The organism is Streptomyces sp. NPDC087422 (assembly GCF_044744145.1).
GTDB lineage: Bacteria > Actinomycetota > Actinomycetes > Streptomycetales > Streptomycetaceae > Actinacidiphila.
On sequence record NZ_JBIUXT010000001.1, the window covers coordinates 953380 to 975013 of the forward strand.

General features: G+C 70.7%; 16 protein-coding genes. 4 read left to right on the forward strand and 12 right to left on the reverse strand.

Features of this window, described 5'->3' with window-relative positions:
* Nucleotides 1–131: 131 nt before the first annotated feature.
* The 3 genes from ACIO6U_RS04555 to ACIO6U_RS04565 are packed head-to-tail and all read right to left on the reverse strand — an operon-like array spanning nt 132 to nt 2915.
* Entirely contained in the window at nt 132–2132 is a 2001-nt protein-coding gene (locus ACIO6U_RS04555) for a LytR C-terminal domain-containing protein (RefSeq protein WP_401715491.1), read from the reverse strand.
* A gap of 31 nt (nt 2133–2163) precedes the next feature.
* Nucleotides 2164–2766, reverse strand: a complete 603-nt coding sequence (gene nadD / locus ACIO6U_RS04560) for a nicotinate-nucleotide adenylyltransferase (protein ID WP_355348927.1) — start codon at nt 2764–2766, stop codon at nt 2164–2166.
* Nucleotides 2767–2768: 2 nt separating this feature from the next.
* Complete coding sequence (locus ACIO6U_RS04565) at nt 2769–2915, reverse strand: hypothetical protein (RefSeq protein WP_355348984.1); 147 nt, start codon at nt 2913–2915, stop codon at nt 2769–2771.
* Nucleotides 2916–3059: 144 nt separating this feature from the next.
* Here ACIO6U_RS04565 and ACIO6U_RS04570 point away from each other — a divergent pair, with 144 nt between their 5' ends.
* Nucleotides 3060–4193 carry a M48 family metallopeptidase gene (locus tag ACIO6U_RS04570; protein WP_355348930.1) on the forward strand — a complete coding sequence of 378 codons (1134 nt, stop codon included), beginning with the start codon at nt 3060–3062 and terminating at the stop codon, nt 4191–4193.
* On the opposite strand, the gene ACIO6U_RS04575 is transcribed toward ACIO6U_RS04570, so the two are convergent.
* From ACIO6U_RS04575 to galE (ACIO6U_RS04600), 6 genes are all read right to left on the reverse strand, one after another.
* Nucleotides 4087–5385: a hypothetical protein gene (locus ACIO6U_RS04575; RefSeq protein WP_391047561.1), complete on the reverse strand. Its 1299-nt coding sequence runs from the start codon at nt 5383–5385 to the stop codon at nt 4087–4089. The two genes, ACIO6U_RS04570 and ACIO6U_RS04575, sit on opposite strands and share 107 nt — an antisense overlap.
* Before the next feature lie 66 nt (nt 5386–5451).
* Complete coding sequence (locus ACIO6U_RS04580) at nt 5452–5886, reverse strand: hypothetical protein (protein ID WP_188283116.1); 435 nt, start codon at nt 5884–5886, stop codon at nt 5452–5454.
* Nucleotides 5887–5979: 93 nt separating this feature from the next.
* Nucleotides 5980–7275: a glutamate-5-semialdehyde dehydrogenase gene (locus tag ACIO6U_RS04585; RefSeq protein ID WP_355348936.1), complete on the reverse strand. Its 1296-nt coding sequence runs from the start codon at nt 7273–7275 to the stop codon at nt 5980–5982.
* Between the two features lie 69 nt (nt 7276–7344).
* A complete protein-coding gene (locus ACIO6U_RS04590; RefSeq protein WP_401715495.1) occupies nt 7345–7815 on the reverse strand; it encodes a hypothetical protein in 471 nt (156 codons plus the stop codon).
* 183 nt (nt 7816–7998) lie between these two features.
* Nucleotides 7999–9159 carry a glutamate 5-kinase gene (proB, locus tag ACIO6U_RS04595; RefSeq protein ID WP_355348942.1) on the reverse strand — a complete coding sequence of 387 codons (1161 nt, stop codon included), beginning with the start codon at nt 9157–9159 and terminating at the stop codon, nt 7999–8001.
* 153 nt (nt 9160–9312) lie between these two features.
* Nucleotides 9313–10287, reverse strand: a complete 975-nt coding sequence (gene galE / locus ACIO6U_RS04600; protein WP_355348945.1) for a UDP-glucose 4-epimerase GalE — start codon at nt 10285–10287, stop codon at nt 9313–9315.
* A gap of 160 nt (nt 10288–10447) precedes the next feature.
* On the opposite strand from galE (ACIO6U_RS04600), the gene ACIO6U_RS04605 reads away from it, so the two are divergent.
* Nucleotides 10448–12145: an FG-GAP repeat domain-containing protein gene (locus ACIO6U_RS04605; protein ID WP_401715498.1), complete on the forward strand. Its 1698-nt coding sequence runs from the start codon at nt 10448–10450 to the stop codon at nt 12143–12145.
* Between the two features lie 98 nt (nt 12146–12243).
* Here ACIO6U_RS04605 and ACIO6U_RS04610 read toward each other — a convergent pair whose 3' ends face one another.
* Together ACIO6U_RS04610 and galE (ACIO6U_RS04615) are read right to left on the reverse strand one after the other, a co-directional pair.
* The gene (locus tag ACIO6U_RS04610; protein WP_401715500.1) at nt 12244–14457 is read right to left on the reverse strand and encodes a PIG-L family deacetylase; all 2214 of its coding nucleotides are present in this window, start codon (nt 14455–14457) and stop codon (nt 12244–12246) included.
* A gap of 261 nt (nt 14458–14718) precedes the next feature.
* A complete protein-coding gene (galE, locus tag ACIO6U_RS04615) occupies nt 14719–15690 on the reverse strand; it encodes a UDP-glucose 4-epimerase GalE (RefSeq protein ID WP_391047568.1) in 972 nt (323 codons plus the stop codon).
* A gap of 334 nt (nt 15691–16024) precedes the next feature.
* Here galE (ACIO6U_RS04615) and ACIO6U_RS04620 point away from each other — a divergent pair, with 334 nt between their 5' ends.
* Nucleotides 16025–17017 (forward strand): hypothetical protein, encoded by a 993-nt coding sequence (locus ACIO6U_RS04620; protein WP_391160342.1) that lies wholly within the window; start codon nt 16025–16027, stop codon nt 17015–17017.
* A complete protein-coding gene (locus ACIO6U_RS04625) occupies nt 17014–19836 on the forward strand; it encodes a stealth conserved region 3 domain-containing protein (RefSeq protein WP_401715503.1) in 2823 nt (940 codons plus the stop codon). Before ACIO6U_RS04620 ends, ACIO6U_RS04625 begins: the two co-directional genes overlap by 4 nt.
* Before the next feature lie 38 nt (nt 19837–19874).
* On the opposite strand, the gene ACIO6U_RS04630 is transcribed toward ACIO6U_RS04625, so the two are convergent.
* Nucleotides 19875–21620 carry a stealth family protein gene (locus ACIO6U_RS04630; protein WP_401715505.1) on the reverse strand — a complete coding sequence of 582 codons (1746 nt, stop codon included), beginning with the start codon at nt 21618–21620 and terminating at the stop codon, nt 19875–19877.
* Nucleotides 21621–21634 lie beyond the last annotated feature (14 nt).

Sequence of the window (21634 nt, forward strand, 5' to 3'; positions counted from 1 at the left end):
CCGGTCACCACGGGCCGGTGACCGCGCGCCGGTCACCGTGGGCCGGAGCCCGCGCGCCGGTCACCATGCGCCGAGCGCCGCGGACCGGTCACCACGCTCGGTGACCGGCGACCGGAGCCCGCGGCGGGCGCTCACTGGCCCGTCTGCTTGTAGTCCTTGCCGAGCACCACCGAGATGTCCGCGGTCGCCGGCACCGTGCCCTTCTTCACCGCGCTCGCGGGCAGCCCCAGGGTGGACGCGACGTCCTTGGCCGCGGCCAGCCGCGCGTCGTCGCCGTAGACGATCTGCGAGAGGGCCTGGGACTTGTCCGCCGTGCCGCCCGGCACATAGGTGTACGTGCCGCCGTTGACGATCGCGGCCTGCGCCATCGGGCCCGACTTCTTGTCCCCGGTGGCGTCCTTGATCTGCACGCGGGCCTGCGCGGTCGCGTCGGAGGTCTTGACCGTGCCGCCGAGGATGTCCTTGACGACGCTGTCGCTGGTCTTCGCGGTGAGCGTGCCGTCCTTCTGCACCGGCAGCATCGCCGTGTCGTACGCGCCGGTCTTGGCCAGCTCCGCGAGCTGCGCGAGCGACGCGCCGAGCTGCTGGTCGGTCAGTGACGGGTCGAGGATCTGGGCCAGCGACTGGACGGTCTTGGTCGCGGACGCCGCGTCGCTGGGCATCTTCTTCAGCAGCGCCTGCATGACCTGCCCGAAGCGGCTGAGCTGCTTGGTCTGCGGCTCGCCCGGCGCGAGGTAGGTGGCGTACGCGACGGCCGCCTGGCCGGTCAGCTCGGTCTGCTTGCCCTGCCGGACCAGCGTCTTGTCCTTGTCCTTGCCGGTGCCCTTCACCTCGGCGTCGGTGTCGACGTAGACGTCGCCGAGCGAGTCGACCAGCAGTTCCAGATACGGGGTGTCCAGCCGCCAGGTGCCCTTGATGTCGGAGCCGAGCAGCGAGTTGAGGGCGTCCCTGGTCGGGCCGACGCCGTCGCCGACCGCCTTGTCCAGGGTGGTCGACGTGCCGTCCTCGGTGGTGACGTTGAGGGAGTTGGGCAGCAGGACCGTCGTACCGCGGCCCTTGGTCTCGTTGTCCACCAGCAGCGCGGTGGCGGGCGCGCCCTTGTCGACCGGCATCAGGTGCACGACTATGACGTCGCGCTTCTGCGCGCCGCCCGCCGCCGCGGCCGGGCCCTTCGAGTCGCCGAGGCCGGGCAGCTTGCCCGCCTGCCACAGGTAGCCGACGCTGCCGAGCATCGCGAGCACGACCAGCAGGATCAGGCCGACCTTGCGGTTCTTGCCGCGCCGCTTGGCCTCCTCGCGGCGCTCGGTGCGCGACTCGGAGAACTTCAGCCAGTCGATGACCTCTTCCGACTCCTCCGAGTCCTCGTCGATGAAGGCGAACTGCTCGGTCAGATACTGCCCGTCGGGCCCCTTCGCCCCGCCCGCGGCGGCCGGTGCCTGCCGCGTCCCGGGCTCCTCGTGGAAGACCGGCTGCTGCCCGGTGTCGTACACGGGCGGCTGCTGCCCTGTCTCGTACACCGGCGGCTGCTGCCCGGTCTCGTACACGGCGTGCCGGCCGGTGTCGTAGACCGGTTGCTGGCCCGTGTCGTAGACGGGCTGCTGTGGACCGGTGTCGTAGACCGGCTGCTGCCGGCCCGTGTCGTGGACCGCGTGCTGGCCGGTGTCGTACACGGGGGGCTGCTGGCCGGTCTCGTAGACGGTGTGCTGCCCGGTGTCGTACGCCTGCGGCTGCCCCGCGCCGTAACCCTGGCCCTGTCCCTGGCTCTGGCTCTGGCCCGGCGCGTGGCCCTGTCCCTGGCCGTAGCCGCCGGGGCCCGGTCCCTGTTCGTAGTACGGCTGTTGGGGCTGCTGCGGGATCCAGCCCTGCTGCTGGCCGGCGTAGGTCTGCGAGGGGTCGCCGTAGTACGGGTCCTGGTAGCCGGGGTGCGGCTGCTGCTGGGGGACGTGCGGCGGCGCCTGCTGAGCGGCCTGCTGCTGCGGCTGCTGCCCCTGTTGCTGCTGCGCGGGATGGGGCTGTGCGTACGGGTCGTAACCGTAGGACTGCTGCTGGTAGTAGGGGTCTTGCGCGTAAGGGTCTCTCTCGTTCTCAGGACCGCCCTCGGCTTGCTGCCAACGGGGGTTTGCGTCGTTCACGAGGAACCCCTTCACGTGGTTCGTTGCGGAGCTACCCGGTCGCGTCCCGGTACAGCGCGCGTTTGTCGATGTAGCGCACTACACCGTCCGGAACCAAGTACCAGACAGGATCCCCCTTGGCCACCCGCTGGCGGCAGTCCGTGGAGGAGATCGCCAGCGCCGGGACCTCCACGAGCGAGACACCGCCCTCGGGGAAGCCCGGGTCCGACAGCGTATGCCCGGGGCGTGTGACCCCGATGAAGTGCGCGAGAGAGAACAGTTCCTCCGCGTCCCGCCAGGAGAAGATCTGGGAGAGCGCGTCGGCACCGGTGATGAAGAACAGCTCGGCGCCCGGGTGCTCGGCGCGCAGATCGCGCAGGGTGTCGATGGTGTACGTCTTGCCCGCGCGGTCGATGTCGCTGCGGCTCACCGAGAACTGCGGGTTGGACGCGGTGGCGATCACCGTCATCAGGTAGCGGTCCTCGGCGGCCGACACCTTCTGGTCGCTCTTCTGCCACGGCTGGCCGGTCGGCACGAAGACCACCTCGTCGAGGTGGAAGAGGCTGACGACCTCGCTGGCGGCGACCAGGTGACCGTGGTGGATGGGGTCGAAGGTGCCGCCCATCACCCCGATGCGGTGCTTCGCGTCCGGCATGGTCAGTCCCGGTTGAAGCGGGTCACGATCCACAGCAGGAGCAGCAGGGCGGCCAGTGCGCCGAAGCCGGTCACGTACGGGCTGAGGCTGTTGTGGTTGCCGCCCCCCTCGGCGAGTGTGGTCAGGGCGGAGGCTGCGTTGGACGACATGATCAGCGGGACCCTTTGCGATATCGGGGACGGGGGAGAAGACTCTCGGCACATCGTACGGGCGGGCGGAAGGGAACTTCGCGCAGGCTCCGCGCGTCCAGAGTATGTACCGGTTGGCTATCAGGGGGTTGGGCCAGTATGTCCGTGCCGAATGGACCGAACGACACGCAGGACGGTCAGAAGAACCTGCCGGGGCGCAACCGCAAGCGCTTCCCCGGCATCTCGTCGCGGGCGTACGAGCACCCGGCCGACAAGTCCGCGCTGGTGGCGCTCCGCAAGCTCAGCGGCTTCGACACGGTCTTCAAGGCGCTCAGCGGTCTGCTGCCCGAGCGGTCGCTGCGGCTGCTGTTCCTGTCGGACTCGGTGCGGGTCAGCGACGAGCAGTTCGCGCATCTCAACGCGATGCTGCGGGACGCCTGTTACATCCTGGACATGGAAAAGGTCCCGGCGATGTACGTGACGCAGGACCCGCAGCCCAACGCGATGTGCATCGGCATGGACGAGCCGATCATCGTGGTCACCACCGGCCTGGTCGAGCTGCTCGACGAGGAGGAGATGCGGGCGGTCGTCGGCCACGAGGTGGGCCACGCGCTGTCCGGCCACTCGGTGTACCGGACGATACTGCTCTTCCTCACCAGCCTGGCGCTGCGCGTGGCGTGGATCCCGCTGGGCAATCTGGCGATCCTCGCGATCGTCACCGCGCTGCGCGAGTGGTTCCGCAAGTCGGAACTGTCCGCGGACCGCGCCGGTCTGCTGGTCGGTCAGGACGTGCAGGCGTCGATGCGCGGTCTGATGAAGATCGCGGGCGGCAACCATCTGCACGAGATGAACGTGGACGCGTTCTTGAAGCAGGCCGACGAGTTCGAGGCGGCGGGCGATCTGCGCGACTCGGTGCTGAAGATCCTCAATGTGCTGCCGCGCAGTCACCCGTTCACCACGGTGCGCGCCGCCGAGCTGCGCAAGTGGGCGGGCAGCCGGGACTACCAGCGGCTGATGGACGGCCACTACCCGCGGCGCGAGGAGGACAAGGACACCTCGGTGTACGACTCCTTCAAGGAGTCCGCGACGCATTACGCCGATACGGTGAAGAGCAGCAAGGACCCGCTGATGGGGCTGATCCGGGACATCTCGTCCGGGGCGGGCGACATCGGCGGCAAGCTGCGCGACCGCTTCACAGGCTCGGGCTCGACGAACGGGGCGGCGGGGGCGTCAGAAGGCTCGGGCGACTCGCCCGAGGACTCGGGGCCGCCGTCCGAGCCGCAGCCGGGGATGGGCTGACCGAGGGGCTTCCCGGCCCGCCGGGCGCGCCCGCGGCGCCCCGCGGCAGCCATGTGGCGTTCGGCAGCACGCCCGGCGCCGTCGTGCTGCTCGGCCGCACGCCCTGCGCCGTCGTGCTCGCGGTGGCCGGCGGCTGCCCGGTGGTGGCGTCGGTCAGCGGGGCGCAGACCGCGCCGACCGGCCGGTCGTGGCGGTACGGATCGGCTCCGGCGACCGCGCCGGGCGCCGACTGGCCGGCCAGTATCGGCCGGAAGTAGTTCTGTACGGCCGCGCCGCAGGCCAGCGGTCCCGCCGCCACATCGGCCTGGACGACCTGGATCTGGCGCTGGCGCAGGTCGGCGTGGCTGAAGCGGAATCGCATCTGGCGGCGGACGGTGAACAGCGACACGGCGTTGTCGGCGAATCCCGGCCGGTACAGCGCGTAGACGAAGGTGTGGTCCGCGGCGATCTCCAGCTCGTCGTCGCCGGTCTCGGTGGCGTCCAGGGTGCCCTGCACGCGGATGCCGTCCCGGACCAGCCGCACCCGCGCCGCCGGGTCGAAGCGGACCAGCCAGCCGGTCGCCTCGTGGGTGCCGTCGGTGTACGGCCGGGTCAGGCTGCTGTCGAACTGGTCGAGCTGTCCGGGGTCGAGCAGAGCGCGGACACTGCTCACATCACCGCCGGTGACCGTCTCCTGATTGATCGACGAGTCGGTCAGATAGAGCTTCGCGGTGCTGAAGGCCTGCGTCACCTCGCCCACGCCGTAGTCGCCGATCCGGTGGATCGCGGGCATCGTGATGCCCTCGGCGCCGACCCGGTACGCCTCCGCGCGCTGTCCGCGGAAGGGCTCGGTCGCGGAGACCGAGGCGACCTTGCCGGACGGGACCAGCGGGATGACGGTGGCCCTGAGCTGTTCCGTGGCGTCCTGGCCGCGGCCCTTGTAGGGGTGCCTGACGCCCATGTAGATGGCGAAGCCGAAGGCGACGACGATGAGCGTGATGAGGGCGACCGCCTGCCGGGCGAGGCCGCGCGGCAGCGCGTGCCGGACGCGGACCGCCCGGTCGGCGTCGTCCAGCCGCTCCTGGGCGGAGAACTCCTGGATCCGGGCAGCCCGGACGAACGACTCGTCGAACACGACGGATCGGTACTCGTCCTCACCGCCTCCGGGGACGCCCTCGGGCGTGCCCTCAGGAGGATTTCCAGGCCCGCTCATATCACAAGGTTAAGTCTCTGGGCGTGCGAATAAACGCCCTGGTACCGGTCAACTTATGACAGGAGATCAGGGAAGCCGGTTCGCGGCGACCGGAGGCAGACTGCTCTGTGTGCCGACCGGGCCGCTGGACGGCGGGGGGACCACCGGTGGTCGGGTCGCGCCGCCCGCGCCGCGGTAGACCGCGGCGAAGGTCAGGGCGACCACCCCTATGCCCATGACCACGGCCAGGGCCCAGGCCACCGGACGGTGCCAGCGGGTACTGCTCCCGCGGTACGGCCGTCCGGCCGGGTAGAGGTCGTCGGAATCCGGTACTCCCGCTTCGTCCAGTTCGGGGACAGCGGCGTGAGCACCGGCTCGATTCCGACCCGGCCAGCCGGGCGGTAGCGCGGGACCTTCGGCGACGGCAAGCATCCGTTCCTTGGCCGAGGGCTCATGGAACAGAGCGGACCGTACGAATTCTTCGTCGAGGACTACGGAGGCGAACTCGTCATCGTCCGGCATCTGTCCAGAGTAATGCGGAAGTTGGTCCTTTGGGCAGGGGAATCCGGACTGTCTGTGGGCCGTCCGGAGGACACTTCCGCGTGTCGGCGGGTGTCAGCGGATGTGTCCGTCACCCGTGACGACGTACTTGGTGGAGGTCAGTTCCGGCAGTCCCATGGGGCCGCGGGCGTGCAGTTTCTGGGTCGAGATGCCGATTTCGGCGCCGAAGCCGAACTGGCCGCCGTCCGTGAACCGGGTCGAGGCGTTGACCAGCACCGCGGCGGCGTCCACCCGCTGGGTGAAGCGGCGCGCGGCGGCCTGCGAGGACGTCACGATCGCCTCGGTGTGGCCGGAGGACCACAGCCGGATGTGCTCGACGGCCGCGTCCAGGCTCTCCACGACCCCGGCGGCGATGTCGTAGGACAGATACTCCGTCTCCCAGTCCTCCGCGGTGGCGGGCACGACGGTGGCCTTGCTGCCGCTGCTCTCGGCCAGCGCCTGCACCCGCGGGTCGCCGTGCACGGTGACCCCGGCCTCGGCGAGCGCGTCCAGCGCGCGCGGCAGGAAGCGGTCGGCGATGTCGCGGTGCACCAGCAGGGTCTCCGCCGAGTTGCAGACGCTGGGGCGCTGTGCCTTGGAGTTGATCAGCACCTCCACGGCCATGTCGATGTCCGCCTCGGCGTCCACGTACACATGGCAGTTGCCGGTGCCGGTCTCGATCACCGGAACGGTCGAACCCTCGACGACGGTACGGATCAGGGCGGCGCCGCCGCGCGGGATCAGCACGTCGACCATGCCGCGGGCGCGCATCAGCTCGGTGACGGAATCGCGGCTCTCGCCGGGCACGAGCTGGACGGCGTCGGCGGGCAGTCCCGCGCCGCCGACCGCGTCGCGCAGCACGGTGATGAGAGCGGTGTTGGAGGCGTACGCGGAGGAGGAGCCGCGCAGCAGCACCGCGTTCCCCGACTTCAGGCAGAGCGCGGCGGCGTCGACCGTCACGTTGGGCCTGGCCTCGTAGATGATGCCGACGACGCCGAGCGGGACGCGGACCTGCCGCAGCTCCAGGCCGTTGGGCAGGGTGGAGCCGCGCAGCACCTCGCCGACCGGGTCGGGCAGCCCCGCCACGTGCCGGACGTCGGCGGCGATGGCCGCGACCCGCTCACGGGTGAGGGTGAGCCGGTCCACGACGGTGTCGCCGGTCCCGGCGGCGCGGGCCCGCGCCACGTCCTCGGCGTTGGCCGCGACGATCTCCTGGGTGCGGACGATCAGCGCGTCCGCGATGGCCAGCAGGGCGTCGTCCTTGACGGACCGCGGCAGCGGGGCCAGGTCCGCGGCGGCGGCCCGCGCGCGGTACGCGGCGAGCAGCACGGGGGACTTGGGCAGCGGCGAGGGCAGCGGCGGGTGGGTCATGGAAGCAGGGTACCGGCCCGCCACCGGCCGGTTGGCAGGTCCCGCGACAGTGCTCCGCGGGGACGGGCCCTAGAACGGGTGTACGCCCACCGGGACGGCCGGCGGCGGTCCGTAGCCCTCCGCGACGCGCTGGTGGTAGGTCGCCCGGTCGATGACTTCCAGGCCGACGGTCTCCCAGGGCGGCAGGCCCGCCGTCGAGCGGTGCTCGCCCCACAGCCGCAGCGCGATGGCGGCGGCGTCGTGCAGGTCGCGGGCCTCCTCCCAGTAGCGGATCTCCGCGTGGTCGGTGGCGTACCGGCTGGTGAGCAGGAAGGGGTGGTCGTGGGCGAGCTGCTCAAGACCGCGTCTGACCTCGGTCAGCGGGGTCTCTGGGCCCGAGACGCTGAGCGTGACGTGCCACAGCCGGGATATCGCTCGTTCGGCGGGAGGCGCTTCCCGCTCGGGGTCCCCGTCGATGTCGTCACTGATGTCGTTGCCGACGCTGACCAGTGTGCGTTCCCCCGTACCCCTGGTCAATGGCCCTGGGCGCCCTCGTCTCACCGGCGGCCTCCCTGTGGGTTGCGTTCCGCGAGCGCCGTCCGCACCGGTAGGCGCTGACGACTCCTCCGCATCAAAGTTGACCAGGCTCCGGCGGGCCGCGGGGGCGTTTTCGGCAAGAAGGCCCGAACCAAGGTCCTGAGGAGATCCCCGGACATTGACCGGGGAGTCGAGGGTTCCGGGGGCTCAGGGGCGCAGAAGTACCAGGTCGTCACGGTGGACGACCTCGCGTTCGTAGGCGGGGCCGAGTTCGACGGCGAGGTCGCGGGTGGAGCGGCCGAGCAGCCGGGGCAGTTCGCGGGCGTCGAAGTTGACCAGTCCGCGGGCGACCGCGTGCCCGGCCTCGTCGAGCAGGTCGACGGGGTCGCCCGCGACGAAGTCGCCGTCCACGGCGGTGACCCCGGCGGGCAGCAGCGAGCTGTGCCGCTCGGTGACCGCGCGGACCGCCCCGGCGTCCAGCCGCAGCGCGCCGCGCGGGGTGGAGGCGTGCGCGAGCCACAGCAGCCGGTCGGCGGAGCGTTTGCCGGTGCGGTGGAAGTGGGTGCCGGTGGGGCGCCCGGCCAGCGCGTCGGCGGCGTGCACGGCGGAGGTGAGGACGACGGGGATGCCCGCCTCGGCGGCGATCCTGGCGGCCTCGACCTTGGTGACCATGCCGCCGGTGCCGACCCCGGCCTTGCCCGCGCTGCCGATGGTGACGCCCGCCAGGTCCTCGGGTCCGGCGACCTCGGTGAGCAGGGTCGCGCCCGGCGTACGCGGGTCGCCGTCGTAGAGGCCGTCGACGTCGGAGAGCAGGACCAGCAGGTCGGCGCGGACGAGGTGGGCGACGAGGGCGGCGAGCCGGTCGTTGTCGCCGAAGCGGATCTCGTCGGTGGCGACGGTGTCGTTCTCGTTGACCACCGGGAGGGCGCCCATGGCCAGCAGCTGGTCGAGGGTGCGGTAGGCGTTGCGGTAGTGGGCGCGGCGGCTGACGTCGTCCGAGGTGAGGAGCACCTGGCCGACGCGGACGCCGTACCGGGCGAAGGAGGCGGTGTAGCGGGCGACGAGCAGGCCCTGGCCGACGCTGGCGGCGGCCTGCTGCCTGGCCAGGTCGCGGGGGCGGCTGGCCAGGCCGAGCGGGGCGAGTCCCGCGGCGATGGCGCCGGAGGAGACCAGGACGATCTCCTTGTCCGGCCGGCCGCCCGGTCCCGCGCTCGCGCCGGTGCCCGAGCCGCGGACCGAGGCCAGGACGTCGACGAGCGCGTCCACCCGGTCGGCGTCCAGTCCCCCGGCGGCCGTGGTCAGCGACGACGAGCCGACCTTGACCACGACCCTGCGGGCCTCCACCACGTCCTGCCGTGCCGTTGTCACGTACGTCCCTCGTATCGCCGCTGTCACGCCTGTCCCGAACCGGCGCTCCGGCCGGTGCCGTCGCGCGCCCCGGCCCCCGGCCGTCTCCGGTCCGTCTCCGGTCCGTTTCCGGTCCCTCTCCGGCCCGTTTCCGGATCGCGTCCGGAGGACCGGCTACCGCGGCGGGTGCTGGAGCTGCCAGGCCGCCCAGGCCGAGGTGACCATCGCGCGCACGTCGTACTGGGCGGTCCAGCCCAGCTCCCTGCCGATCGCCTCGGCGGAGGCCACGACACGGGCCGGGTCGCCCGCGCGGCGCGGGGCCAGTTCGGGTTCCAGCTCAGTGTGACCGGAGACCTCGCGGATCAGGTCGACCATCTCGGCCACCGAGACGCCCTGGCCGCTGCCGATGTTCAGCACCAGCGACGCCTCGGGGTCGCGGGTCAGGCGGCGGGCGGCGGCCAGGTGCGCGCCGGCCACGTCCTGGACGTGGACGTAGTCGCGCACGCAGGTGCCGTCGGGCGTCGGGTAGTCGGTGCCGAAGATCAGCGGGCGGCGGCCCTGCGAGATCCGCTGGAAGACCAGCGGGACGATGTTGGCGGCGCCGCGGTCGCCCAGTTCGGGCGCGGCGGTGCCCGCCACGTTGAAGTAGCGCAGCGACGCGGTGGCCATGCCGTGCGCCCGGCCGGCCGCGGCGATCAGCCACTCCCCCGCGAGCTTGCTCTCGCCGTACGGGCTCATCGGCGCGCAGGGCGTGTCCTCGGTGACCAGTTCGACGTCCGGCATGCCGTACACCGCGGCGGAGGAGGAGAAGACGAAGCGCCGCACGCGCGCGTCGACCGCCGCCTCCAGCAGGGTCTGAAGGCCGGTCAGATTCTCCCGGTAGTAGAAGAGCGGTCGCTCGACGGACTCGGCGACCTGCTTGCGGGCGGCGATGTGCACGATGCCCTCGACCGCGTGCGCGGCCAGCACCCGGTCGAGCGCGGCCCGGTCCAGGACGCTGGCGCGCTCCACCGGAACTCCGGACGGCAGCCGTTCGGTGTCACCGGCGGTGAGGTCGTCGAGGACGACCACCTTTTCTCCGCCGTCCACCATCGATTTGACGACATGCGATCCGATGTATCCGGCTCCGCCGGTGATCAGCCAGGTCATCGCCCCAGTCTAGTCGGCGTTGCCGCGGTGAATTCAGGGGCGCTCGATCGGCACGCGGTCTAAGGTCTGTCGGACCCCTCACCTAGACTCGCCGCGTCCGAACCGGACGGGTCTTCGCATCGGGTTCGGCATTCATCACACTCACATCCCAGGGGGGATTGTGTCCGAAGCACAGCCGGTGCGCTTTTCCAAGCGCCGCCGCCTCGTCGCGGTGTGCACCACCGGCGTCCTCGCTCTCGGCGCTCTGGCGCTGAGCACGAACGCGCAGGCCGACAGCGGCCCGCAGCACAGGATCACCCGGCCGACGGCGCCCAGCGGGCCCGCGCCGACGCTCACGCTGCCCAAGCAGGCCAAGCAGTACTCCACGAAGGCGGCGGCGGGGCCGCTGCGGTACGACCCGGACGGGGACGGCTACGCCGACCAGCTCTACCGGGGCAACAACCGGCACTACTACAACTTGCTCACCAAGGACAACGACGACGACGGCGACCTCGGCGCCAGCAGCGACGGCACCCTGTACAAGGACGTCCTCACCCCGGGCAGCCTGGACGGGCAGGGCACCGGCATCCTCGCGCTGACCAACTCGGGCCGCCTGTCGTACTTCGGGGCGGGGAGCTTCCCCAACGGCGCCGCGCGGTGGACCGGCACCGGCTGGTACGTCTACAACAAGCTGGTCGCGACCGACGACATCACGGGGGACGGCAAGCCCGACATCGTCGCGCGCACGCCGGCCGGTCAGCTCTATCTGTACGAGGGCACCGGCAACGCTTCCGCTCCGTTCAAGGGCAAGGTGCTCGTCGGTTCCGGCTGGAACCAGTACGACCAGCTCACCAGCCCCGGTGACATGAACGGCGACGGCATCAGCGACCTGATCGCCCGTAAGACGGACGGCACGCTGTACTTCTACGCCGGTACGGGCAACGCCGCCGGTCCGTACGCGGCCCGCGTCGCCATCGGCGCGGGCTGGAACGCGTACAACCAGCTCGTCGGCACCGGTGACGGCTCGGTCCTGGCGAGGGCCACGAATGGCACTCTCTACATCTACCGGCAGAACGGCGCGGGCGGTTTCGCGCCCAAGCAGGGCGGCTACAAAGACTGGAACGTGGAGCTGTTCGCGGGCGCGGGTTCCAACCCGGCCTACGGCAAGAAGGAGCTCTACGGCCTGTCGACCGGCGGCACCTTCTACTGGTACTACACCAACAACAACGGGACGCTCGCCGCGCGCCAGCAGGTGTCGGGCGGCTCGGGGGGGTACAGCACCTTCGCACTGGCCTCGTCGCTGGGTGACTACGGGTACGCCGACCTGCTGTTCCGGGACGGCACCAACCTGTGGAACCTGGATTCCGACGTGAGCAGCCCGCTGGCCACCGGCTGGGGCGGCTACAACCTCTTCGTCGGCCCCGGTGACCTCAGCGGTGACGGCAAGGGCGACCTGCTGGCCCGTGACACCTCGGGCAACCTGTACCTCTACCGGGGCCAGGGCAACGGCGCGGCGCTGACCGGCCGCCTGCTGGTCGGTCCCGGCTGGGGTGCGTACAACGCCATCGTGGGCGCCGGTGACTTCACCGGTGACGGCCTGGCGGACATCGTCGCGCGCACCGGCGACGGCACGCTCTACCTGTACAAGGGGACGGGCGTCAGCTCCCGCCCGTTCGAGACCCGCGTCAAGATCGGCACGGGCTGGAACCGCTACAACAAGCTGGCGTCGCCGGGCGACATGGACGGTGACGGCCGCGCCGACCTGCTCGGTGTGGACGCCAGCGGCAATCTGTTCAGCTACAGCTCCACCGGCACGGGCCAGTTCAAGGCTCCGGTGAAGCAGGGCGGCGGCTGGAACGGCTACAGCCGCCTGTTCTGAGACGTCCTGTGGTGTCCGCCGCCTGTTGAGTGGACGGACGAGGGCGCCCGCACCTTCCAGATGCGGGCGCCCTCGCGCGTCCCGGCCGACAACCCGTGCTATCTCGTGGCCAGTTGGGTGAACGTGCCGGTGCCGTGGACGCGGGTGACGCCCGGGGTGGCGTTCACGGTGAAGGAGACCAGGGCCGTACGGTCGGTGCCCGCGACGAGCACGTCGGGGCGGCCGACCGCGAAGGGCTCCGTCGGGGTACTGGCTGTGGCGGCGGCCGGTCCCTTGCCGTATTCACCGTGCACCAGCAGCGCGTTGCCGAAGTCGGCGCGTACGGCCAGCAGCGGGTTGGTCTCCGCGCCCCGGCCGCTGAGCAGGGCGACCGGGCCGAAGCCCGCGTCGCGCACGGCGGAGGCCGGAATCCAGCGACCATGCCGTCCCGCGGTGAGGCGTTCGACCGCGATCTCGGCGGTCTCCGGCCTGCGGAAGGCCAGCAGCAGCGAACCGTCCGCCGCGGTCACCGCTTCGGGCACCTCGCCGGGCACGCCGGTGTGCCGCAGGGGACGGCCGACCAGTTCGGCGCTCGGGGTGGACTGAGTCCACTGGTGGACCCCTTGGTGGCCCGCGGCGAAGACGTGGATCCGGCCGTCGTGGTCGACGGTCGCGGTCAGTCCCTCCTGGACCTGGCCGCCGGCGAGTTGCTGCCACGGCGACCACTGACCGGAGGCGTCGCGGACCCGCGTGCTCAGACCTTTGGAGGCGTTGCGGACGAAGACGTGGATCCGGCCGTCCTTGCCGATCACAGCGGTCGGCGGCCCGACCCTGCGGCCGCGGACCGGATTCGCCTCGGGGCTGCCGAGGCTGCGCCAGCCCCGGATCGCCCGGTCGCCGTCTTCGCCGGCGGACTTGCCCGAGGCACCCACCTGCTGGTCGAGCACCACGACCTCCCGGGTGTTGTCGCCCGGCGCGGCCGACAGACCGGAGAAGCGCAGGCCGAACAGCAGATGGTGGCCGTGCTTGTCGGTGACGACGCTGAGCGCGGGGGTCAGCGGGCCCCCGCCGAGGTCCTCAGGCGCATTCCAGTGTCCGCTTGCCGGCGCGGTCTCGGTCCAGCGGGCGGCCCGGGTGCCGAGCACGCCGTACACGGTGAGCCTGCCGTCCTTGGCGGCCACCGCCTGCGGACCAGAGGTCGGGTAGCGGTAGTGGGTGCTGCGGACCCAGCCGCGCGGGGACTTCAGCGCGTCGCCCTGGCCGACGCTGTAGTCACCGCAGCCGCCGGTGTCGCCGCACTTCCAGCCCGGAGCGCCGCCGTACACATCGAGCACGTCCGCCTTGAAGCGGACGGTGGCCTGCGGGAGATTGTGCGGCCAGCGCTGGTTGTAGTAGCCGCGGTAGGCCTCGGTGAGGAAGGTCGGGACCGGGCCGCCGCTCGCCGCGGCCTTCTCGGTCCACTGCGCCATGGCCCGCCAGGTGAACAGCGCGGTGGCGGTGTGGTCACGGTGGTCGGAGTAGCCGACCTGGTCGCTGTCGCGCGGGTACCGCGCGTTGTGGACCTGGATGTCCGGGTCGGGGTCCATGGTGCGGATCAGCGTCGGCCGGAAGGTGGTGAACAGGAAGGCGAGCGCGTCGATCAGCGTCTGCCGGTCGAAGGTGTGGGCGGCGCGTACCGGGCCGTCGGGCAGCGGTACGGTCCGTACCGTCCCGTCCACGGCCCAGAGCTTGTCGATGCCGAAGGTGCCGCCGCCGCGCACCGGAGTGTGCATGTCGATCCGCAGGAAGACCAACTCGGCCCGCCTGCCGTCGTGTTCGAGGGTGTTGACCTCGGCGGCGCCGCCGTGAGGCAGGGCCAGCGCGGTACGCGTCCACGGCGTGAAGATCTCCGCGCCGAGCATCCGCGCGTACGCCTGCCGCAGCCCCTGCTGCCGCGCGGAGACGTACGCGGGTACGTTCGGCAGCGGGCGCGGGTGGCCGGGGGCGCGGTTCACGCCGAAGGAGTCGCCGCTGGTCACGTAGACCGTGACGACCGGCACATGACGGTCGAGGGTGGCGGCGGTGTCCGGATTCATGAAGTACAGGTCGTCGTCGGGGTGCGCGACCACTTGCATCACGAGCGGTGCGGCGGGGGCGCCGAAGGTGACCCGCGCGGAGGCGGGCAGTACGCCGCCGGTCGGGGGCGGCCCGAAGACGACCGGCGCTCCCGTCATCCTCGGCTTGGCCGCGGTGCTCCGACCCGTACAACCCGCGACCGTGGCCGCCGCGAGTGCGCCCGCCATCGAACCCACCACGACCCGGCGTCCGGGACCCCTGCTTCCTTGTTCCAGCATTCGGTCCAACGTTCCGGCTCCGTTCACCTCTCGTGTGATCATTTCGACCACCCGCTGCACAAGAGGGACAATTTCGAGCCGGGGTTTCTTCGCTTTGATGTGACCGTCATCACATGTCCGGGTCAGGCAAGTACCGGAAGCAAAAGCCGAAAAGGCCGGAATGCATTGACCTGCGGAACCGGCTGGTCAGCCGCATGAAAAAGGGGAGCCGGACTCACCGCGAGTGAGTCCGGCTCCCCGAATCGGAATGGCGCGCCCCGGTTACTCCGGGTGTCGCAACTGCCAGCCCGCCCAGGCCGAGGCCACCATCTCGCGCACGTCGTAGACGGCCTTCCAGCCCAGTTCCCTGCCGATCGCGTCGGCGGACGCCACGACCCTGGCCGGGTCGCCGGGCCGACGCGCGGTGACCTCCGGGGCGATCCCGGTGTGACCCGAGATCTCCTGGATGATGCCGACCATCTCCGCCACGGAGACGCCCTCGCCCCGGCCGATGTTCAGCACCAGGGCCGCCTTCGAGTCCTCGGTGAGCCGGCGGGCGGCGGCGACGTGCGCGGACGCGATGTCCTCGACGTGGATGTAGTCGCGGATGCAGGTGCCGTCCGGCGTCGGGTAGTCGTCGCCGAAGATCAGCGGAGTCCGGCCGCGGGAGAGCCGGTCGAAGACCATCGGCACCAGGTTGAAGATCCCCGGGTCGCCCAGCTCGGGCGCGGCCGCGCCCGCGACGTTGAAGTAGCGCAACGACGCGGTGGCCATCCCGTGCGCCCGCCCGACCGCGGTGACCAGCCACTCGCCGGCCAACTTGGTCTCGCCGTACGGGCTCATCGGCTCGCACGGGGTCTGCTCGGTGACCAGGTCCACGTCGGGCATTCCGTATACGGCCGCGGAAGACGACAGGACGAAGCGCTGCACCCGCGCCTCGACGGCGGCCTCGAGTACGGTCCGCAGACCCTCGACGTTCTCCCGGTAGTACCACAGCGGGCGCTCGACGGACTCTCCGACCTGCTTCTTCGCCGCGATGTGCACGATGCCCCGGACGTCGTGTTCGCTCAGCGTCCGGTCGAGCAGCGCCCGGTCCAGGACGGTGCCACGTACCAACGGCACACCGGCCGGCAGGCGTTCGGGATCTCCGGTGCTCAGATCGTCGACGACGACCACCTGCTGTCCATCGGCAACGAGCGCCCTGACAACGTGCGAACCGATATAACCAGCGCCGCCGGTAATCATCCAGGTCATGGCCGAACCCTACCAACGGCGACCACGGGGAAGACCTGCCGGACCGAGCCGCCGCTCAGGGCGCGCACGGCAAGCGGGGCCGCACGGACGACTCCGGGAATCGACTCGGCGTTCCCGCCGCGTTCACCCGCTGTGCGATCATTTCCACCGCCTCGACTCACAGCGGGTGGCAGTGACACGGCTCCGGCGGAACCAGTGATCCACTTCACACATTCGATTGGCCCGCAGGTGAACAGCCATGGTCAGGAATTGCAACATTCGGCCAACTTGCTGATGTTTGGCATCCTTGACAGGATGCGTTGGCTGACCAATGAGAATGGGAGACACGTGCGCCGTGAGTGATTCGCTCCTGCCCTACGCGGTGGGCGCGGTAAAGCGCGCCCGCACCCTGGCGGTACGAGCCCGCCGCAAGGTCGAGCGGATGAACACTGTGCCCGCGCTCGGTACAGGCATCAGACCGCGACCGATGATCACCCCGGTCCACCTCTCAGTGCTCGGCGGCCGCACGCTGAACCTCGCGGTGCCCTTCTCCCGGCACACCGCCGACCCCTCCGCGGCCCGCCTCGAACTGATCCACGGCAACCATCGGGTCAGTGTCGACCTCGCCCTGGAGCCGGAGTCCGACACGTCCCTGCTGCTCACCGCGACGGTACCGCTGCGGTACACCGAAGGTGAGAACGACACGGGGCGCGGGCTGCTGCTCAGTGCGGGGCTCTGGCGGTTCTGTGTCGTCGTCACGGACGAGGGCGGTCGTGAGACCAGATCCGACCTGGCCGCCCTGGCGTTCGCCGCGGTGCACGGCCCGATGCTCCCGACCTCGCCGTCCGAGTCCAGCGGCGCGGTCTTCCGGCCGGTGCGCTCGGTGGACGGCCGCGCCATGCTCAAGGTCACAGCCCCCGCCCACCAGGCCGAACTCGTCAGATTCGACCTGCTCTGGGACCGGGTGACCGTGCACGGCCGACTGCTGGCCGCACGGCACCCGGTGACCGAGTACACCGCCGAGGTCGTACGCCGGGGAGCCAACAAATCCGTCTCGGCGGCGCTCGATTGGGACGGCGACAACTTCACCTTCGACCTGCCGTTGCGAGCCATGACCGACGGTCCCGGCGTCCAGCGCACCTGGGACGTCCAACTGCGCGGGGGGCGCGCCAAGCTGAAGGTCGCCAAGCGGCTCACCCAGGTGCGTCATCCCAAGCAGGTCTTCCGGACTCCCTTTCGCATCATCGCCCTGGACGACGGTTCCTTGACCCGTGCGCACGTCTATCTCACGCCTGCCGGTGCCCTTGCGGTGGCCTGCGCGGCCATCGGAACCAACGAGGACGCATGAAGATCACATTTCTGCTCACCTGGGGCGACGAGATGGGCGGCACGGAAATGGCCGCCTACACCCAGGCGATCCATCTCTCCGCCCGGCACGAAGTCGAAGTGCTGAGTGTCTTCAAGACCCGCCTGGAGCCGTTCTTCGCGGAGGCGAAGCAGATCAAGCGGCGCTACCTGGTGGACAGGACCGGCGCCTACGGGCGTCCGGTACGCCGCAGCACGCTGGACGAGGAAGCGTGCAGGACGCTGCAGTCGCTGCCCAGCGAACTGATCAAGCCGGTCTGGGAGAACACCTTCGACCAGCTCTCCGACATCGAGATGACCGCCGCGCTGCCCGCGCTCGACTGCGATGTGCTGATCACCACCTCCCCGGCCCTGATGGCCGCCGCCGCGGAACTGGCTCCGGCCCGTGTGGTGACCGTGCACGAAGAGCACCGCGCTTCCCAACTGCGCGGCGTAGCCGGTGAACCGCTGCTGGTGTACGGCCCGCGGATCGACGCCCTGGTGTCGCTGACCGAGCGCACGAACGACTGGTTCGCCGACTCGCTCGGCGACGCGGCGCCCGAGCTCGTCACCATTCCCAACGCGGTGTCCGACGGCTACCGCCCGCGCTCCGACCTCCAGAACAAGGTCATCGTGCTGGCCGCCCGCATGACCCCGGAAAAACAGCTCAACCACGCCATCCAGGCGTTCCACCAGATCTCCGGCGACTTCCCCGACTGGAAGCTCCGGATATTCGGCGACGGCCCCCAGGAAGTGCGGCTGCGCCAGCTCGTCGAGGGATTCGGCCTGCAACTGCGGGTCGAACTGGTGGGCCGCTCGCAGCAGATGGACGAGGAGTGGGCCAAGGCCGGGCTCTGTGTCCTGCCCTCGCGCAACGAAGCCTTCCCGCTGGTGCTCCTGGAGATGTTCGCCGCCGGTGTGCCGGTAGTGGCCTACGACATCGTCACCGGCCCGGCCGAGATCATCAGGCACGACGTGGACGGGCTGCTGGTGCCGCCCGGTGAGATCGACCTGCTGGCCGAGGCGATGGCCCGGCTGATCGGTGACGAGCAGACTCGGCACGCCTTCGGCAAGGCGGCGCGCGAGGGCGTCTACGAGCGCTTCAGCGGTGAGGACATCACCGCCCGCTGGGAGGAGTTGTTCACCCGGCTGGTGGCCGAGCGCGACAACCCGCAGCGCCTGGGACGACGTGCCGACCGGGCGGCGCTGCGGGTGGTGGCGGGCGGCACGCGCAACTTCACCGTGGCCGCGCCCGTCTCGCCGCTGGCGAATTCCACCGACGAGCAGAAGGCCCGGGAGGTGATCATCCAGGCGCAGGACCGCAAGCTGGTGCGCTCCGCGGGGCGGCTCGCCGAGGTCCGCGACGACGTCAACGGGCCCCAAATGCTCGCGACCAACCTGGAGATCAGCGCCACCGTCCTTGAGGACGTCGGCATTCCGTACGTCCTGCTGCGGGCCGACGGCGTCCAGCACCGGCTCGCGGTACCGGTCGAGGAACGGCCCCGGGTGCTTGAGGCGCTGGCCACCGCCCTGCACGGCAAGGCGGTCTACGCCGAGCTGATCTCCCCGCGTGGCGCCGCGCCCGGAGCGGTGCTGGCGGAACGGCTGCGGGACGTCGGCGAGGTGGCCGGGCTGCGGATCTTCAAGCCGGTGGTCACCGGCAGCCGTACCCTGCGCTACGGGCCCGCGTACGGCTGCAGCGTGGAGTTCTGGTCCGTCGACGAGGAAGACGGCTGGCGTTCCACCCCACGGGCGACGACGCTGCTTGGGCGCCGGTTGCCGTCCCTCGAACCCACCGCGAAGCTGCGGGTGGGCGAGCGGGACTACCCGACGCTCTCGCAGTTCACGAAGCAGTTGATGTGGGATGTCGACCAGCCCATCGACGTCGTCTACACCTGGGTGGACGGCGACGACACCGCATGGCAGGACCGCCGCAACGAGGCGCGCCGCCGACGCGGACTGCCGGTCTCGGAGAACACGGACGTCGACAACGGCGACGTGAGGTTCCGCAACCGCGACGAACTGCGCTACTCACTGCGGTCGCTGGAGATGTACGCGCCCTGGGTGCGCAACATCTATCTGGTGACCGACGACCAGGTGCCGCCCTGGCTCGACACGTCGTGCCCCGATGTGAAGGTGGTGAGCCACCGGGACATCTTCGCCGACCCGAGTTGCCTGCCCACCTTCAACTCGCACGCCATCGAGAGCCAGATCCACCGGATCGACGGCCTGTCGGAGCACTTCCTTTATCTGAACGACGACGTCTTCATGGGCCGCCCGGTCACACCCGAGCTGTTCTTCCTCAGCAACGGCATGGCGAATTTCTTCCGGTCGCCGACCGCCGTACCGCCGACCGAGCCGTCGGACGAGGACGAGGGCTACTTCGCAGCGGCCAAGAACAACCGCAAGCTGCTGGAGGACGCCTTCGGACGGACCGCCACGCAGAGCTTCCTGCACACGCCGCACGCGCTGCGCCGCAGCGTGCTCGCGGAGATCGGCGAGAGGTTCCCGGAGGAGGTGGCCAGGACCGCGGCCAACCCCTTCCGCGGCAACAGCGACCTGTCGATCACGTCGTCGCTGCACCACCACTACGGCTACCTGACCGGCCGCTGCGCGCCCGGCAGGATCTCGTGCAGCTACGTCAACGTCGGCAACTACGACCACCACTCGGTGCTCGGCCGACTGCTCGCGTCCCGAAACTACGATGTCTTCTGCATCGGCGAGTCGCCCGACGCCGAGGTGCCCGCCGAGGAGCAGGCGCGCGTGATGTACGCCTTCCTCAACGCCTACTACCCCGTGAAGTCCCGCTTCGAGCGGGACTGAACGGGGCAGGCGCCGGCGACAGCCCGCCCGGTGCCGGGCTACTCCTTCTCGAAGGGGCTCGGCACCGGGAAGTACGCGTCGAGGAACGGGGTGATCAGGTCCTTCTGGCCGGTCGCGTCGTTCTCCGTGGAGACCGTGTCATTGATGCAGAAGACGGTCTTGTCGCGGTTGGCGAGCAGCCGGCCGAGCCGGGTCTCGGTCCAGGGGTGGGTCAGGTCCAGGTAGGTGTACGGCAGGTCGTTGGACGGGATCGCGCGCCTGGTGTGGAAGGCGTAGTAGTGGTGCAGCGACGAGGCGACGGAGATGTCGTCCATGCTGCGGAAGTGGCTGGACTCGGTGTGCCGGTACTCGGCGGCGAACTCGTCCTCGATCTCGTCCAGGACGCTGCGCCGCAGGGCGTGCGGCATGTGCTTCATCTTCTGCACGAGGACGGCGCCGTAGCGCTCCTCGATCAGCCGCCGGTTGTTCTTCCCGGCCGCCGCGACCGGCGGGTCGGCCTCCGTCTTCTCGCCCAGCGGCACCAGCGCGGGTGAGGGGAAGAACTTCGTCAGGCCGTTGGCGAGGAAGAAGTCCTGCGGCGTCACCTCGTTGCCGAGCAGCACGTCGTCGTTGAAGTACAGGAAGTGCTCCGACAGGCCCTCGATGTGGTGCAGTTGGCTCTCGATGGCGTGCGAGTTGAAGGTCGGCAGCGAGCCGGGCGAGCGGAAGATCTGCCGGTGGCTGACCACCTCGATGCCGGGGTGCTCGGTCTTCAGCCAGGACGGCGTCTGGTCGTCGGTGACCAGGAAGATCTTCCGGACCCACGGCGCGTACATGTGCAACGAGCGCAGTGAGTACCGCAGTTCGTCACGGCTGAGGTAGCGCGCCGCGTTGGCCGCCTCGTCGTGGTACGCCGCGCCGGTGAAGTCCGCGCGGCGGCGCAGCCACGCCGGGTCCGCGCCGTCCACCCAGGTGTAGACGACGTCGACCGGGAAGCGGATCTCGTCGGTGGTGTGGATCGCGAAGTGCTCGCGGGTACGGACCTCGAAGCGCGGGCCCGCGCCGGTGTCGCGCGGCGCGAGGTCGGTGAAGAACGCCTCGGGCGCCTGCACGGTCTTGGCGTCGGCGGGGATGGCCTCGGCGAATTTGCCGGGGCGCGGCGCCACGAGCGCGCCGTCCTCCTCGCGCCAGAACTCGATGTCGCAGCCGTAGCGGGTGCCGAGTGCCAGGCCCTTGCTCTCGTCGGTGCGGTACCAGGTGAGGCGGAAGACCCCGGCGCCCGCCAGACGGCGCCAGGACGGCTGCTCGTAGCCCGGCAGCGACTCCTCGGGCACCGGGGAGTTCCCCTTGACCGCGGTCACGTAGCCGGGCTCCTCGGCGCACAGCGCGGTCAGCGCGGCGAGCACCGCCTCCCGGTCGCTCTCGTGGACGGCCACGGCCGAGGCGGTGTGCGAGCGGCCCCGTACGCAGAAGTGGTCGAGACCGGCGGCGGACAGGCAGCCGAGGACCGCGTCGAGGTTGGCCCTGCGGGCCGCCAGCGGGGTCACGCCGGGGACGATCAGCGCGACCTTCGCCTCGCGGTTGACCGTGATCACCGTGCGGTCCGGACGGTCCACCAGCGCCTGGTGGCGCTTGCCGACCCTGGCCGCCCTGGCCCGCTCGGCGGCGGCGGTCGCGCCCGCGATGCGCAGCTTCACCTGCTTGCGCAAGTCCGAGTCGACGCGGGAGGCGATCTTCCGTCGGGCGCTCTCCGGTACTGCTCGTCGGTAGACCCCCAGCAGTCGGGGTGCCTCGGGATTACGCACGGCGGGCGGCTCCT

Coding starts and splice junctions, on each gene's coding strand:
- nadD (WP_355348927.1), bottom strand. CDS start 2,766: ATGCCGGACGCGAAGCACCGCATCGGGGTGATGGGCGGCACCTTCGAC.
- ACIO6U_RS04565 (WP_355348984.1), bottom strand. CDS start 2,915: ATGTCGTCCAACGCAGCCTCCGCCCTGACCACACTCGCCGAGGGGGGC.
- ACIO6U_RS04575 (WP_391047561.1), bottom strand. CDS start 5,385: ATGAGCGGGCCTGGAAATCCTCCTGAGGGCACGCCCGAGGGCGTCCCC.
- ACIO6U_RS04580 (WP_188283116.1), bottom strand. CDS start 5,886: ATGCCGGACGATGACGAGTTCGCCTCCGTAGTCCTCGACGAAGAATTC.
- ACIO6U_RS04585 (WP_355348936.1), bottom strand. CDS start 7,275: ATGACCCACCCGCCGCTGCCCTCGCCGCTGCCCAAGTCCCCCGTGCTG.
- galE (WP_355348945.1), bottom strand. CDS start 10,287: ATGACCTGGCTGATCACCGGCGGAGCCGGATACATCGGATCGCATGTC.
- ACIO6U_RS04610 (WP_401715500.1), bottom strand. CDS start 14,457: ATGCTGGAACAAGGAAGCAGGGGTCCCGGACGCCGGGTCGTGGTGGGT.
- galE (WP_391047568.1), bottom strand. CDS start 15,690: ATGACCTGGATGATTACCGGCGGCGCTGGTTATATCGGTTCGCACGTT.
- ACIO6U_RS04625 (WP_401715503.1), top strand. CDS start 17,014: ATGAAGATCACATTTCTGCTCACCTGGGGCGACGAGATGGGCGGCACG.